At 69.9% G+C, this 14,023-nt stretch carries 14 protein-coding genes and 1 tRNA gene; 4 read left to right on the top strand and 11 right to left on the bottom strand.

The window, feature by feature from the left end:
* Window positions 1–51: 51 nt before the first annotated feature.
* From ACQPYZ_RS08725 to ACQPYZ_RS08695, 7 genes are all read right to left on the bottom strand, one after another.
* On the bottom strand, window positions 52–1,350 hold the full coding sequence (locus ACQPYZ_RS08725) for a D-arabinono-1,4-lactone oxidase (RefSeq protein WP_433166920.1): 1,299 nt from the start codon (window positions 1,348–1,350) through the stop codon (window positions 52–54).
* Complete coding sequence (locus ACQPYZ_RS08720; protein WP_433166919.1) at window positions 1,347–2,501, bottom strand: amino acid deaminase/aldolase; 1,155 nt, start codon at window positions 2,499–2,501, stop codon at window positions 1,347–1,349. Before ACQPYZ_RS08720 ends, ACQPYZ_RS08725 begins: the two co-directional genes overlap by 4 nt.
* A gap of 55 nt (window positions 2,502–2,556) precedes the next feature.
* Window positions 2,557–3,336: a hypothetical protein gene (locus tag ACQPYZ_RS08715; protein WP_433166918.1), complete on the bottom strand. Its 780-nt coding sequence runs from the start codon at window positions 3,334–3,336 to the stop codon at window positions 2,557–2,559.
* Window positions 3,333–4,769, bottom strand: coding sequence for a M15 family metallopeptidase (locus ACQPYZ_RS08710; protein WP_433166917.1), 1,437 nt, complete (start codon window positions 4,767–4,769; stop codon window positions 3,333–3,335). Before ACQPYZ_RS08710 ends, ACQPYZ_RS08715 begins: the two co-directional genes overlap by 4 nt.
* 84 nt (window positions 4,770–4,853) lie before the next feature.
* Entirely contained in the window at window positions 4,854–5,954 is a 1,101-nt protein-coding gene (dapC, locus tag ACQPYZ_RS08705) for a succinyldiaminopimelate transaminase (protein ID WP_433169644.1), read from the bottom strand.
* Window positions 5,954–6,769 carry an alpha/beta fold hydrolase gene (locus ACQPYZ_RS08700; RefSeq protein ID WP_433166916.1) on the bottom strand — a complete coding sequence of 272 codons (816 nt, stop codon included), beginning with the start codon at window positions 6,767–6,769 and terminating at the stop codon, window positions 5,954–5,956. The genes dapC and ACQPYZ_RS08700 overlap by 1 nt, the downstream gene beginning before the upstream one ends.
* A 110-nt stretch (window positions 6,770–6,879) precedes the next feature.
* Window positions 6,880–7,446, bottom strand: a complete 567-nt coding sequence (locus tag ACQPYZ_RS08695; RefSeq protein ID WP_433166915.1) for a TetR/AcrR family transcriptional regulator — start codon at window positions 7,444–7,446, stop codon at window positions 6,880–6,882.
* 107 nt (window positions 7,447–7,553) lie between these two features.
* On the opposite strand from ACQPYZ_RS08695, the gene ACQPYZ_RS08690 reads away from it, so the two are divergent.
* Window positions 7,554–8,657, top strand: coding sequence for an amidohydrolase family protein (locus tag ACQPYZ_RS08690; RefSeq protein WP_433166914.1), 1,104 nt, complete (start codon window positions 7,554–7,556; stop codon window positions 8,655–8,657).
* Here ACQPYZ_RS08690 and ACQPYZ_RS08685 read toward each other — a convergent pair.
* The 3 genes from ACQPYZ_RS08685 to ACQPYZ_RS08675 all read right to left on the bottom strand — a co-directional run bounded on the left by ACQPYZ_RS08685 (window position 8,648) and on the right by ACQPYZ_RS08675 (window position 10,365).
* Complete coding sequence (locus ACQPYZ_RS08685) at window positions 8,648–8,986, bottom strand: GroES family chaperonin (protein ID WP_185759412.1); 339 nt, start codon at window positions 8,984–8,986, stop codon at window positions 8,648–8,650. The two genes, ACQPYZ_RS08690 and ACQPYZ_RS08685, sit on opposite strands and share 10 nt — an antisense overlap.
* The gene (locus tag ACQPYZ_RS08680) at window positions 8,983–9,246 is read right to left on the bottom strand and encodes a DUF3618 domain-containing protein (RefSeq protein WP_433166913.1); all 264 of its coding nucleotides are present in this window, start codon (window positions 9,244–9,246) and stop codon (window positions 8,983–8,985) included. Before ACQPYZ_RS08680 ends, ACQPYZ_RS08685 begins: the two co-directional genes overlap by 4 nt.
* Before the next feature lie 75 nt (window positions 9,247–9,321).
* Window positions 9,322–10,365, bottom strand: a complete 1,044-nt coding sequence (locus tag ACQPYZ_RS08675; protein ID WP_433166912.1) for a glucose 1-dehydrogenase — start codon at window positions 10,363–10,365, stop codon at window positions 9,322–9,324.
* 103 nt (window positions 10,366–10,468) lie between these two features.
* On the opposite strand from ACQPYZ_RS08675, the gene bcp reads away from it, so the two are divergent.
* The 3 genes from bcp to ACQPYZ_RS08660 all read left to right on the top strand — a co-directional run bounded on the left by bcp (window position 10,469) and on the right by ACQPYZ_RS08660 (window position 13,090).
* Entirely contained in the window at window positions 10,469–10,936 is a 468-nt protein-coding gene (bcp, locus tag ACQPYZ_RS08670) for a thioredoxin-dependent thiol peroxidase (RefSeq protein ID WP_433166911.1), read from the top strand.
* A 346-nt stretch (window positions 10,937–11,282) separates the two neighbouring features.
* Window positions 11,283–12,917, top strand: a complete 1,635-nt coding sequence (locus ACQPYZ_RS08665; protein WP_433166910.1) for a substrate-binding domain-containing protein — start codon at window positions 11,283–11,285, stop codon at window positions 12,915–12,917.
* Window positions 12,918–13,009: 92 nt separating this feature from the next.
* Window positions 13,010–13,090: transfer RNA gene (locus ACQPYZ_RS08660), tRNA-Leu, on the top strand.
* Window positions 13,091–13,092: 2 nt separating this feature from the next.
* Here ACQPYZ_RS08660 and ACQPYZ_RS08655 read toward each other — a convergent pair.
* Window positions 13,093–13,920, bottom strand: a complete 828-nt coding sequence (locus ACQPYZ_RS08655) for an SAM hydroxide adenosyltransferase (protein WP_433166909.1) — start codon at window positions 13,918–13,920, stop codon at window positions 13,093–13,095.
* Window positions 13,921–14,023: the final 103 nt, after the last annotated feature.

The raw sequence follows: 14,023 nt of genomic DNA, 5'->3' as shown, positions 1-14,023 counted from the left end.
CGCAGGCTAACCGCCCGGCGCGTCATCAGTGAACGTGATTCCCGACGCGAGTCAGCCGAAGACTTGACGCGAGTACGGGTTGGTGAACACGCGCTCCGGATCCAACCGGTCTCGCATGGCCAGGAATTCGTCGAAGCGCGGATACCGGGCCGCGAGGCCGGAAGGATCGAGCGTGTGAAGCTTGCCCCAGTGCGGCCGGGCGTCGTAGTCGGCGACGATGCGCTCGAAGGCCTGGAAGTATGGGTCGTGCGGAAGCCGGTGGTACTGGTGGATCGCGACGTACGCCGTGTCGCGGCCGTACGCGGTGGACAGCCAGATGTCGTCCGCGGCGGCGACCCGGACCTCGATCGGGAACGGGATGCGCGACCCGGACGCGTCGATCCACTCGCGCAGCCGACGGAGTACGTCGACCACGTGCTCCCGCGGTACGGCGTACTCCGACTCGCGGAACACCACGCTGCGCTCGGAGCAGAACACCTTGTACGACGCGTCGACGTACTCGCGGGCCGACAACGCGCGGGACGCGATCCGGTTGATCCGCGGGACCAACCCCGGCCGGCGGCTGGCGAGCCGGTTGGTCAGCTCGAAGACCTGGTTGGACAGCAACTCGTCGTCGACCCAGCCGCGGATCCGGCCGACCGGGGACGGACCGACGCCGGCCGCGACCCGGTTGTTCCGCTTGGTCAGCGCGATGTCGGTGTGCGGGAACCAGTAGAACTCGAAGTGGTCGTTGCCGTCGGCAAGCTCATCGAAGCCGTCCAGGACCTCGCCCAGCGGCAGCGGCATCTCCTGGGCACGCAGCAGGAACGCGGGCACGCACTGCACGGTCAGCGAGGTGATCACGCCGAGCGCCCCGACCGAGATGCGGGCGGCGTCGAACACGTCCGCGTTCTCCTCCTTGGAGCAGCGCAGCACCGAGCCGTCGGCGGTGACCAGGTCGAGCTCGACGACCTGGGTGGCCAGCCCGCCGAGCCGCGCACCGGTGCCGTGCGTGCCGGTGGAGATCGCGCCGGAGATCGTCTGCTTGTCGATGTCGCCGAGGTTCGCCATCGCCAGGTCGAACGCCGCCAGCCCGGCGTTGAGCTTGCGCAGCCCGGTGCCGGCGCCGACCGTGACCCGGCCGGACTCCTTGTCGGCGCTGGTGATCGAGGACAGCCCGTCGAGCCGGATCATCACCTGCTCGGGCACGGAGCAGCCGGTGAACGAGTGCCCCGAGCCGACCGCCTTCAGCTTCTTGCCCTGCTCGGCGGCGTTCTTCACCGCAGCCGCGAGCTCGTCGGCCGAGGACGGGCGGAGCAGCTCCACTCCGGTCGCCGATTCGGTGCCCGACCAGTTCCGCCAGGTGCTCATCCGAAGTTCTTCCCCTCGCCCCGGTACGTCGCGAGCGCGGTCAGCTCGTCACCGTCGATCGCGTGCACGACATCGAATCGCTCCAGCATCTCGCCGGCCTTCGCATAGCGCAGCCACACCCGGTCTCCGAGCCGCAACGCGTCCGCGGCCCTTCCACTGACCGGAGTCTGCACCTCCCCTGCCCCTTCGGTCCCGAGCAGCTTCAGCCCGGCCGGCCAGGTCGGCAGCGGCAGCCGGGACTTCTTGGCTGGCCCGGACGCGACGTAGCCACCGCCGAAGAGCGTGGCGATCCGTGGCGCCGGCCGGCGTACGACGTCCAGCGCGAAGGCGACCGCGGGTAGTGGCTGGAAGACGTCGTACTTGTCGAAGAGAGTCGGGCCGTAGAGGCCGGAGCCCGCGGTGACCTCGGTGACGACCGGATCGGCGCTGCTGATCTCGAGACTGCCGGTGCCGCCGCTGTTCACGAATCGCAGCGGAGCGAACTGCTTGAGCGCGTCGACCACGGCGCCGCGGCGGTCCGCGAGCTCGGCGGCCGAGCGGCGTTTGACCCAGCGGACGGCCGGCGACGTGTCCGGCAGGCCGGCGATCTGCGCCTCGTAGAACATCACGCCGACCAACTCGAAAGCGCTGTCGGCGACGACGCGGCGCGCCAGCGCGGCGACGTCGTCGGGAGTCCGCAACGGCGAACGACGTACGCCGAGGTGCTGCCCGAGGATCCGCAGCGACGCGTCCACGTCCAGGCAGACCTGGATCCGCGCGCCGCCCGCGGTGACGGACCTGATGAAGGCCAGGTGCTCGGGCGAGTCGACCATCAGCGTGATCCGGGCGGCCGCCTCCGGGTCCTCGGCCAGCGAGCGGAGCGCGGTCCGGTGGGTGGTCGGGTAGCCGAGCAGGATGTCGTCGACGCCGTTGCGGGCCAGCCAGAGCGCCTCCGGCAGCGCGTAGCTCATCACGCCGTGGAACCCGGGCCGCTCGAGCGCGGCGGCGATCAACGACCGGCAGCGCACCGACTTGGACGCGACCCGGATCGGCGTCCCGGCGGCGCGGCGGACCAGATCGTCCGCGTTCTGCCGGAACGCGGCCAGGTCGACGACCGCGAACGGCGCGTCGAGGTCCGCGGTCAGGCGGGCGTACCGGTCGAAGTCACCCATACCCGGAGTGTAGGACAACAAATACTGAAAGGTAATACAACTTCTGTTGCGCTTCCTACGGTGAATCGATCACAGCCTTCAACGCTTGGACGACGCCGTGCGCCCAGTCGGCCTGGGTGTCCGGCGCAGCCGAGGCCGCCGCGAGCAGAGCGACCGTGGAGCCCTGCACCACGGACACATCGACGAACTGCTCGGCCTCGTCACCCGCATAGCGCCGTACTGCGGCTGCAGCGGCGTCCTCCGACCACAGCTGCTTAACACTCAGGTCACCGCCACTGCCGCACGCCGCCATCCGCGCGTGATAGCCAGTCCGGTACGCCATCGCCTTGGCAGCGTCAGGGAAGCGCAGGAGGAGCGCAGTGCCGGGCTTGCCGTCTCCTGTGCGGTACGCACCCTGCAGTGCGTACTGCGGGACCGGCAACGAGCCGGTGGGCACCTGGCCGGCACACCCGACCGGCAGGGCCTCGTACGCAGCCTGATGCGGCTCGCGACGACGAGTCCAGGTCTGGTTGCCCAGGAAGCCCTCCTCCGCCCCGCCCGGGTCGACGTACGTCTTCCAGCCGGCGCCCAGCGTGCCCGGCGCCGGCAGGTTCCGCGCATTCAGCGGACCGGCCGTCGCGGGCGGCGGCGCGGTCGCCTCCTCGGGCAACTCAGGCGGTACGGCGGCATCGGTCGGCTTCACGGTGTTGAGCGTGTTGGTCGGCACCGGCACCGTCCCGCCGACCGTGCTCGGGATCGGCGTCTCGCTGGGAGTGCTTGCTGCCTGCGGAGTCTCTTCGCTGCTGCAGCCGACCAGCAGCACCGAGAGGGCCGCAGCGGCTGCGACGGCTCTCACCTCGGTTGGAAGTGCTGGTAGTCGGGCTTGCTCCAGTACGCGCCCCACAAGTAGCCCTGGGCAACCAGCGCCTTGGTGGCGGTGCTGCTCGCGTACAGCATGCCGGGCCGGGACACCGACCGGTTGCGGTAGGCGAGCCCGTTGGACGGGTACCAGACACCGTTGGCCGCGAGGTACGGGTTCTCGACGGTGTTGATGTCGATGGCCCAGCCGTACGAGTGCGGCGAGAGGGCGTACGGGTTGCCGGTCACCCGGCGGCAGTTGAAGGCCGACGTGTTGTCAGCGGCCATCGACTTGATGTCGCTGCCGCCGAACCGGTCCACCCGGCGCATCTGCCGGATCGGGAACGTGGACGCGAACGTCGAGGTCCAGACCGTGAGCATCTTCTGGACGGCGGCGTCCCGGACGATCAGCTCGCCGCGGTGGACCTTGCGGTCGAAGCCCCAGTAGTTCAGCTGGATCAGCCGCAGCGACGACGGCCGGACCGGACAGCCGGCCCGGTACGTGTACGGCACCATCGACGCCGAGACGGCGTACACCTTGGCGTTGAGGTGGGCCTTGACCACGACGGTGGCGAGACCGGAGTACTCCATCAGCGGTTGGGTGACCCAGCGTGTCACCACCCGGACGGTCCGGGTCGCCGGGACGTCGTCCGGCACCCTGAGCCGGAAGTTGCCAGCAGCATCCATTGTGCCGATCGCCAGCAGCCTCCACTTGCCGCTGCCGAGGTAGTCCTGGAGAGCGAGCTCCTTGCCGGGCTCGGCCGGGATCATCCGGCCGGTGACCGAGACACCGGTGAGCGTCGCGTACCAGGGCGCCGGCTTGTTGAGGACGATCTTGCGGTCCTGGATGTTGGACAGCTGGTAGTCCGAGATCGCCAGCGCGGTCTCGGCCTTGACGCCGATCATCGTCCGGAACGCCGACGTGGTGGGCCCCGGCGAGACGTAGTGGAACCGGTAGACACCGCCTGCCGTGGTCCGCGCCGAACCGCGGAGCACCCACGCACCGGGCACGCGCTGCCAGAGCGTGATGTACGAGCCGGTGATCGGCTGGCTGATCCTGCCGGTGAAGACCGTGACCCGGTCCTCCCAGGACGCGGCCGGCTTGTCCAGCGTGATGGACCAGTCCTCGGCGTCCGCGGTCACCGACGGCGTCGGCGTAGGAGTCGGCTTAGGAGTCGGCGTGGGAGGCGGCGTCACCGTCGGCTCCTCGGTCGCTGGGGTCTCAGCCGCTGATGGCGTCGGCGGTTCGATCAGTTCCTGCGGGGTCGAGGGAGTCGGCGGAGACTCGCTCACCACCGACGTCGGCGGCGTCGGTTCGTCGACCGCCGTTGCACTGATCGCCGTTGCACTGATCGCCGTTGCACCGGGCGCGTGCAGACCTGCCGCGAGCAGCAGCGCTGCCAATCCCACCCCGTAGACCCGCCACGCCATGTGAACGCTCCTCTCCCCGACCGCAACTTACCCACTAAAGATGCGGCCACAGAAGAAGACGTCACCGGAAACGCGGAAGTTCTGTCACTCCTGCAATCTTTTCACCGCCGCGTCGACCCGCTCGTCGGTGCCGGTGAGGGCGACGCGGACGTGCCGCTCGCCCGCCGTACCGTAGAACGAGCCCGGGGCGACCAGGATGCCGCGGTCCGCGAGCGCGCCGACCGAACCGTACGCGTCGTGGTCCGGGTGCTCGGCCCACAGGTAGAGGCCGCCGTCGGACAGCGTGATGACCCACCCGGCGTCCGTCAGGGCGTCCCGCAGGACGGCGCGCCGCCGCAGGTACCGCGATCGCTGCTCCTCCACGTGTCCGTCGTCGGCGAACCCGGCGGCCATCGCGGCCTGGATCGGCGCCGGCACCATCAGGCCGGCATGCTTGCGGACGGCAAGGAGTTCGGCGACGACCGACTCGTCACCGGCGACGAAGCCGCCGCGGTATCCGGCGAGGTTGGACCGCTTCGAAAGCGAGTGCACCGCGAGCAGGTTGTCGAAGCTACCGCCACTCACGTCCGGATGCAGCACGGACACCGGGCGCGCGTCCCAGCCGAACTCGGCGTAGCACTCGTCGCTGACCAGCAGTACGCCGTTCGCCCGCGCCCACTCGACCGCGCGACGCAGGTCCGCCGCCGACGTGATCTCGCCGGACGGGTTCCGCGGCGAGTTCAGGTACGCGATCCGCACCGGCCCGTCGTACGTCGCCGGGTCCGCGACCGGGACGCTCGTGGCCCGGGCCAGCGCGGCGCCGGCCTCGTACGTCGGGTAGGCCAGGTCCGGGATCAGCACGGTGTCGCCGGCGCCGATCCCGAGCAGCGTCGGCAGGAGCATGATCAGTTCCTTGGTGCCGATCACCGGCAGCACGCCAGCCTGCGGGTCGACCTCCGGTACGTCGAGACGCCGCGCCATCCAGTCCACGGCCGCCTGGCGGACGGTCGACGTACCGATCGTGGTCGGGTACGCCGGGGCGTCGGCCGCCTCCGCGAGCGCGGTCTGGATCAGCTCCGGCACCGGATCGACCGGACTGCCGATGGATAGGTCCACGATCCCGTCGGGATGTGCCGCCGCCTTCTGCTTGTACGGCGCGAGCTTGTCCCACGGGAAGTCCGGCAACCGGCGCGAAGTCTCGAAGATCACTCCGGCATTCTCTCCTGCCGGCCCGGTGCCCGCTCGGCAGGCGCCCGCTCCGCGAGAAACTCGACCGCCTTCTTCACCAGGTCGGGGTCGCGGAGGATGCGCCGATGCCCCAGCCCTTCGGTGGTCTCGAGGCGGGCGCCCGGCCAGCGCGCGGCCAGCTCGGCACTCCCCTGGTACGACGTTTCGCGGTCCGCCCGGTCGTGGATCAGCAGCAGCGACGGCAACGGACCGGCGATCGCGGACCTGAGCACCTCCATCCGGAACGAGTCCATCGGCCCGAACCGCGCCTCGAACCGCCGCAGGAACCCGGCCCGGATCCGCGGCCCGAACCCCAGGAACGCCTCCAGCTGATCCAGCGCCTCGGTGAAGTCCGTCGCCGCGGAGATGAAGACGACCCGCTCGACCGCGAGCCCGTCGCGCAGCGCGAGCGCGGTCGCGGGTGCGCCGAGGGAGTGCGCGATCACGCCGTACGCCGGACCCTGCGCGGCGACGACCGCTTCCAGCGCGGCGGCCAGCTCGAGCAGCGTCCCGGCGCCCTTGCCCCCGCCTCCCGGGGCCGAGTCACCATGGCTTGGTGCGTCGTACGTGACCACCCGGAAGCCCGCGTCGACCAGCGGCTGGATGTGGGTGGCGAGTTGCAGACCCCAGCCGCCCCAGCCGTGGACGAGGTAGACGTTCGGCCCGTCGCCGTACGCCTGCCCGCGGACGCCGTCGACCTCGAACGGCGTCGCCACCGGCAGCTCACCGCCCGGCCGTCGTACGTGCGGCGGCACGGCGGGGAGGCGGAACCAGAGCCGGTCGACGATCCGCACACCGACCACTGGCGCGACAAGCTCTAAGAGACGGAACGACAGATTAAAGAACCGAACGTTCGTGCTTTTCTTGGGTGCCACGTCGGGTGCTCCAGACTCAGATCAGGGGGTCAGCGGCGGGCCGCCCGGAGGAGCGCCTCGAAGGCGGTGCGCGCCCGGTCCTCGGCCTTGGGGTCGGCCAGCAACCGGCTGGCGTGGTGGTAGGACAGCAGGACGCCCCTGATGTCGAAGGCGTACTGCTCGGGGTCGGCGTCGGGCCGGAAGTGGCCCTCGCCGATCCCGGTCCGGAACACGTTGGCGAGCAGGTCGCCGTAGTCGCGCTCGGCGCTGACCACACGGTCGCGGACCGGGCTCGGCGGGGCGTCGTCGAGCTCCGCCGAGACGCTGGCGAAGAAACATCCGCCGGGCAACGCCAGATCGCCGTCGTCCCAGCGGAGTTTGCGGTCGAAGAGCTCCCGCAGCCGCGGCTCGCCGCGTGGGGCCTGCAGCGCCGGCCGCACGACCCGCTCCGCGAACAACTCCGCCGCCCGCTCGACCACCGCGACCTGCAACTGCTCCTTGGACCGGAAGTGGGCGAACAGGCCGCTCTTCGACAGCTGCATCCGGTCGGCCAGCAACCCGATGGTCAGCCCGCCCAGCCCGGCGGCACTCACCACCCGCGCAGCCTCGTCGAGCACAGCAGCTCGAGTCTCCTCACCCTTGCCCACTCTGAAATAAAAGCACGACCGTTCGCGCCTTGGCAATGGGATTGGATGGACCCGACGCCGACGTGGGAGGGTGAGCGATGGATCTGGACGACCTGCAACTCGTGGATCACCACGTGCACGGCGCGGTCAAGGAGCCGCTCGACCGGGCCGGGTTCGAGAAGCTGATCACCGAGTCCGACCGTCCGGTGCCGGCGTGGATGTCAACGTTCGACTCGCAGCTGGGCCTGGCGATCCGCCGGCACTGCGCGCCCCTCCTGGGACTCGAGCCGCACGCGTCGGCCGACGATTACCTGGCCGCGCGTGCTGAGCAGGACGTGAATCGGCTCTTCCTCGGTGCGGCCGGCGTGAGCGACTACCTGGTCGACACCGGGCATCTGGCCGACTCCCTGACCGACGTCGACGAGCTGGCGAAGCTGAGCGGCTCCCGCGCGCATGAGGTGGTCCGGCTGGAGGCTGAGCTCGAGTACGTCGCCTCACAGGAGTCGGACGTGGCCGCCGTACCTGATGCGTTGGTAGGTCGACTGGAGGAGCGGACTGCTGGAGCGGTCGGGCTCAAGAGCATCGTGGCGTATCGGTACGGGTTCGACTTCGACCCGGCTGAGCCGAGTGCGGGCGACGTACGCGCATCACTGGACCGCTGGTACGCGACCGGCGCTAAGCGCGTCACTGACCCCGTGCTGCTGCGCTGGCTGCTGTGGACCGGTGCGCGGCGCGGTCTGCCGCTCCAGCTCCACGTCGGGCTCGGGGACACCGACCTGCAGCTGCACCGGGTCAACCCGGCGCTGCTGACGGAGTGGTTGCGCCTGGTCGAGCCGCTCGGCACCCAGGTCGTCCTGCTGCACTGCTACTCGTACCACCGCGAGGCCGGCTACCTCGCCCACGTCTTCCCGCACGTCCACCTCGACCTGGGTCTCACCACCATGTACGTCGGCGCGCGGGCACCCGCCGTACTCGCGGAAGGCCTGGAACTGGCGCCGTTCGCCAAGCTCCTCTACTCCTCCGACGCCTGGGGCCCCGCCGAACTCCACTACCTAGGCGCCACCCTCTGGCGCCGAGCAGCTACCTCGGTCCTGGACACCTTCGTCCAACAAGGCGACTGGTCAGCTGAGGACGCCGCCCGCGTAGCCAGAATGTGGGGTCGCGACAACGCCGTACGCCTCTACGGCTTGGATCAGAGGTAGAGGCCGGTCTGGCCGTCTTCGAGGCGGCCGGCGGCGACGGCGTGGAGGTCGCGTTCGCGCAGGAGGATGTAGTCGTCGCCGCGGACCTCGACCTCGGCGCGGTCCTCGGGGTCGAACAGGACCCGGTCGTCGACCTCGACGGTCCGGACGTTGGCGCCGATCGCGACCACCTTCGCCCAGGCGAGCCGGCGGCCCATCTGGGCGGTCGCCGGGATCAGGATGCCCGCCGAGGACTTCCGCTCGCCCTCCTGCTCGAGGGAGACCAGCACCCGGTCGTGCAGCATCCGGATCGGCAGTTTGTCGTCGGACAGCCGCTTGCGAGGAGTCACCGGCGACCCACCAGCCGGCGGATCAGCAGCAGGACGGCGAGGACGCCGACCGCGGCACCGCCGACCGCGACGATCTTCTGGGTGCGCAACTGGCCGCGCTCGTCGAAGACCTGCGCCTTCGCCTGCTCGACCTGCCGCTTCGCGACGTTCTTCGGGTGCGCCCGGTCGACCAGCTCGTCCACGGTCGAGGCGAGTCGCACCCGGGTGGCCTCGATGTCCGCCTCGATCTGCTCGGCGGTCCGAGCCTTCGTCTCCGACACCTGTCGACACTCCCTTCGTTCCTCGGGGCTGCCCCGGGATGGCCGGGGCTGCCCTGCTGACTCCATCCTTGCAGGTCATGCCTGCAGGTCGACGACCACCTTGATGTCGCCCGGCTCCCGGACCAGTGCGGACGGCCAGTCGGACAGCGGTACCGTCCGGGTGATCAACCGCTCCAGCCAGGCCCGGTCGGCCGTGGTCAGGATGTCCACCGCGTCCGCGTAGTGCCGCTTGGCCGCGTTCACCGAGCCCACCAGGGCCGCGTTGCGCACCACCAGCTGCCGGTTGAGCGCGTCCAGCTGTACGTCGAGGGTCGCGTGTCCCGGCGAAATACCGGTCAGGCACATGACTCCGGCCGGCGCGAGCAGCTTGGCGCAGTCGAACACCACCTGCCCGGCTCCGGTGGCCTCGATGACCACGTCCGGCGTGACAGTCAGCTCCGACAGGTCGGTCAGGTACGTCCCGCCGAGCGCCCGCACCAACTCCGGCTTCGGCCCGTCCACGGCCCGGTCCAGGACATGTACGGCGTACCCGCGCTGCACGGCGATGAGAGCGGCGAGCAGCCCGATCGGACCGGCCCCGGTGACGAGCACCTGCTCCGGCCCGAACCACGACCGCGACGCGACGCGGTCCACCTGCTCCCACGCCTTGGCGAGGATGCTGGCCGGCTCCACGAGTACGCCGAGCCGCCCGAGCTGCTCCGGGACGGGTGCGGCGAAGTACGGGTCCACGCGCCACCGCTCGGCGCCGTACCCGTCCATCTCCTTGATGCCGCGCTCGGTGTACTTCCCGTTGCGGCAGAAGTCCCATTCGCCGCGCGCACACGCCGGACAGGGCTCCGGGTCGGGTCTGCGGACCACTCCGGCCACCAGGTCGCCCGCGGCGAAGCCGGACGCGGCCGGAGCCTCCAGAACGCGTCCGAGCGACTCATGGCCGATCACCAGGTGGCTCGAGCCCGGTCTGCCCGAGCCGAACGCCCCCGAAACCAACTCGACGTCGGTGCCGCAGATCCCGGTGAGCAGTCCCTCGACCAGGATCGAGCCGTCGGTGAGCGGCGGCTCCTCGACCTCTCCTACGGCGGCAGAGTCAGCTTTCCCCGTCGTCACTGTCATCGCCCGCATGCGTCCACTCCACCCTGCGACCTCCCCGCACGCAACTCGCCGCGCTCGGCCGGCAGCGCCACCCGTACCATTGCGGTCAGTCGATCGATCGTGGAGGGGCCTGATGAGCGCACGTCTGTCCGTCGGTGACACCGCACCGGAGTTCACGCTGTCCGATGCCGATGGCAACCAGGTGGCGTTGACGGACCTGCGCGGGCAGAGCGTGATCGTCTACTTCTACCCGGCCGCGATGACCCCGGGCTGCACCAAGCAGGCGTGCGACTTCCGTGACTCGCTCGACTCCCTCCAGGCCGCCGGGTACGCCGTCCTCGGCATCTCCCCGGACAAGCCGGAGAAGCTGGCCAAGTTCCGCGACCGCGACGCGGTCACGTTCCCGCTGCTCAGCGACCCGGACAAGCAGGTGCTGACCGAGTACGGCGCGTTCGGCGAGAAGACCATGTACGGCAAGAAGGTCACCGGCGTCATCCGGTCGACGTTCGTGGTCGACCCGGACGGGAAGATCGCGGTCGCGCAGTACAACGTCAAGGCGACCGGGCACGTGGCCAAGCTCCGCCGCGACCTGGGCCTCTGAGTCACGGTCAACGACCTCCCGAGCCGCGCCTCCTGGTGGAGGAAAACCTTCGACCGTTTCACGCGAGTGGTCCATGGAACGGTCGTTTGAGCAAAGATCCACTGTGATTTGGATCACACGCAGATTTCACCCCACCGCAGCCGAAGGACTACCGTCGGTGAGTTTTTGAGCGTTCCTGCGAAAGAGCGGTACTCGCAGGCCGGTCAGCGTCCGGTTGCGGTCGCTGCCGGAGTGTGGGACGTGCCACGGCGATCTTGGCCGTGACCAGCCGAAACCGGGTAATCTGCGCGCGCAGTCAGCCTCTGGGAGGGAGGGACCTGCCGCGATGGGAAAACATTCCTCTGCGGTGACGCGAAGTAACAACAACCGCCGTTCGGTGTACATCACCGCGGTCGCGCTTCTGGTGATCTCGCTGGGCGCCGTGTTCGTGGTCCGGTCCTTCGGGTCCGAGGCGGGAGCCGACGGCTTCCTCAGCGGCGGCGGCCAGTCGTGCGACGACCCCACACAGGTGTCGCTCAGCACGACGCCCGAGCTCCAGCCGTCACTGGAGTCGGCGGCGAAGACGCTGGCCGGCAAGGGCGGCGACGACGGGACTCCGTGTCTGCAGTTCACCATCACCGCGGCACCCTCGGCGAAGGTCGCTCAGGAACTTGCCGGCAGCACCGACAACCGTCCCGACCTGTGGATCCCGGACTCCTCGCTCTGGGTGGCCCAGGCCGACGACGGCGAGAGCGTGCCGACGGTCGCCGTACCGTCGATCGCGTCGTCCCCGCTGGTGCTGGTCGGGCGGAACACCAACTTCGCCGACACCTCGTCCTGGCTGCGCTCGTTCGGCGCGGCCGAGCCCGCGCTGCTCGATCCGCTGAGTACGTCGCCGGGTGCGCTCTCGCTGCTCGCGATCCAGTCGGAGCGGCAGCGGACGTCGGCGTCGGAGACCCAGGTCGCGACGGTGGTCGTGCCGCTGGCGCAGCGGCTCGGCTCGATGGCCAAGCCGTACACCGACCCGAACGGGTTGTTCGCCCGGGCCGACCAGGACGGCAGCCGGGTCGTCGTACCGGCCTCGGAGCAGAGCTTCGTGAAGTACCAGGAGGACCACCCGGACGCCCAGCTGAAGGCGATCGTGCCGGCCACCGGCACGCTCACACTGGACTACCCGATCGTGGTCACGGCCAAGTCGGAGACCGAGCAGGCCAACGACGCGGCGAAGTCGCTCGCGGCCGAGCTGCTCACCGACGGCGCCGCCCAGGCACGTGACGAGGCCGGCTTCCGGGACGCGCTGTTCAGCCCGCTCAGCGCCGGCCGGGGTGTCGGTGACCTGACGCAGCTGCCGAAGCCGAACGGCGAGACGATCGACAAGACGCTGCTCAACTGGACCCGCCTGTCGCTGTCCACGCACTCGCTCGCGGTGCTGGACATCTCCGGCTCGATGGCCGAGCTGGTCGGCAAGAAGACCCGGATGCAGCTGACCATCGAGGCGGCCGGCGGCGGTCTGTCGCTGTTCCCGAACAGCGCGTCGCTCGGATTGTGGACGTTCTCGACCAAGATCGGTCCGGACGGCGCCGACTACAAGGAGCTCGTCCCGATCGCGCCGCTGTCGGACCGGCAGCGCAAGAAGATCCTGGACAACCTGAAGATCCAGCGCCCGATCCCGAACGGCAGCACCGGCCTGTACGACACCGCGATCGCGGCCGTCCGCGCGGTCCGGCAGCAGTACGACTCCAAGGCGGTCAACTCGATCCTGCTGTTCACCGACGGCAAGAACGACGACCCGGGCAGCCCGACGCTGGAGGAGACCGTCCGGACGCTCGAGGGCCTGAAGGACCCGGCCCGCCCGGTCCGGATCATCGCCCTCGGGATGGGCCCGGAGGCGAACGCCGACGAGCTCCGCGCGATCGCCAAGGCGACCGGCGGCCAGAGCTACGTCGCCCGCAACCCCTCCGACCTCCGCCAGGTCTTCATCGACGCCCTCCAGAGCCGCTGAACACGGTCGCGCCCGCTGGTCCCCGCAGCTGTGTGGGGATCAGCGGGCACCGCCTCCCCTAGGATGTTCTCCGCAGGGAAGGCGACTTCCCGGCCAGAGTGGTGGAACGGCAGACACGCCGGCTTTAGGTGCCGGTGCCCCCGGGCGTGCGGGTTCGAGTCCCGCCTCTGGCACCTCATACGCCGTGCAGAGGCGAGTCTCCGGGCCTCAGGTCGAAGTACTTCGCCGCTGAGCCGCCGCGGATCACCAGCTCGAGGTAGCCGGTGCCGGACGAGCCGGGGATCAGGCCTGGTGCGTTGCGTGGGACTGCTGTCAGGTGGGGGTAGCAGCGGACGTTCGTGACGATGGTGGTGCCGTCGGGCGTGCGGTGGGTGATCGGGAGGGTGGCGCCGAGGGCGAAGCCGGCTGTCGATGGGTGGTGGTCGAGTTTGCAGTTGCCGAAGTTGTCGATGACGCTGATGGTCGGGGGCTCGTCCGGGGTGAGTGGTACGACGGTCGGCGTCGACGGGACCGAGCGGTCGTCGGCGATCCACTTGGCGAGCAGCGGCAGGTACCACAGGCTGCGGAACTGGGTGTCCGCGATCCGGTCCGCCTCGGCCGAGGTCAGGTTCGTCCAGGAGGCCGCGGCTAGGACCTCGCGGATGTCGGTGACGAACACCTTCTGTACGTCGAGCTCCCGCCGTACGAGGGCGAGCGCACGCGGGTTGAACGTGCCGGCCACGAGGTGCCGCCCGAACCAGAAGTAGCAGAACGGTACGCCGTTCGGCCACGCACCGTCGCGTGGTGCGATGTTGAGCAACGTGATGGTCGGATGACCGTCCTCGCCCAGGGATTCCGTGGATCTCAGACAGTCCAGCAGGGTGAGGGCCGCGAAGGCCTCAGGATCAGGACCGTCGGCGGCGACGATGGTCGGCGACTGGCCGAACAGGGCGCCGATGCGGGTGCTCAGCCGGGCCCGGGCGTTCGCGTCGAAACAGTCGGTGAGATAGGTGATCGGGTACATGCGTGCTCCTGGAGACGTTGTGCAGCTGGGACGAAAAAGAGAGGCCCCCGACGTCGGGGACCTCTCTGGCTGCAAGCGTCAGTGCACGCGCCGCTAGAGTCCT

It is taken from the genome of Kribbella sp. CA-247076 (assembly GCF_050942445.1).
In the GTDB taxonomy this organism is placed as follows: domain Bacteria; phylum Actinomycetota; class Actinomycetes; order Propionibacteriales; family Kribbellaceae; genus Kribbella.
The sequence above is the reverse complement of the archived record's forward strand: the minus strand, read 5'-3'. Positions and strand labels throughout refer to the sequence as shown.

Coding starts and splice junctions, on each gene's coding strand:
- ACQPYZ_RS08655 (WP_433166909.1), bottom strand. CDS start 13,920: ATGTACCCGATCACCTATCTCACCGACTGTTTCGACGCGAACGCCCGG.
- bcp (WP_433166911.1), top strand. CDS start 10,469: ATGAGCGCACGTCTGTCCGTCGGTGACACCGCACCGGAGTTCACGCTG.
- ACQPYZ_RS08675 (WP_433166912.1), bottom strand. CDS start 10,365: ATGCGGGCGATGACAGTGACGACGGGGAAAGCTGACTCTGCCGCCGTA.
- ACQPYZ_RS08720 (WP_433166919.1), bottom strand. CDS start 2,501: ATGGGTGACTTCGACCGGTACGCCCGCCTGACCGCGGACCTCGACGCG.
- ACQPYZ_RS08725 (WP_433166920.1), bottom strand. CDS start 1,350: ATGAGCACCTGGCGGAACTGGTCGGGCACCGAATCGGCGACCGGAGTG.
- ACQPYZ_RS08690 (WP_433166914.1), top strand. CDS start 7,554: ATGGATCTGGACGACCTGCAACTCGTGGATCACCACGTGCACGGCGCG.
- ACQPYZ_RS08710 (WP_433166917.1), bottom strand. CDS start 4,769: ATGGCGTGGCGGGTCTACGGGGTGGGATTGGCAGCGCTGCTGCTCGCG.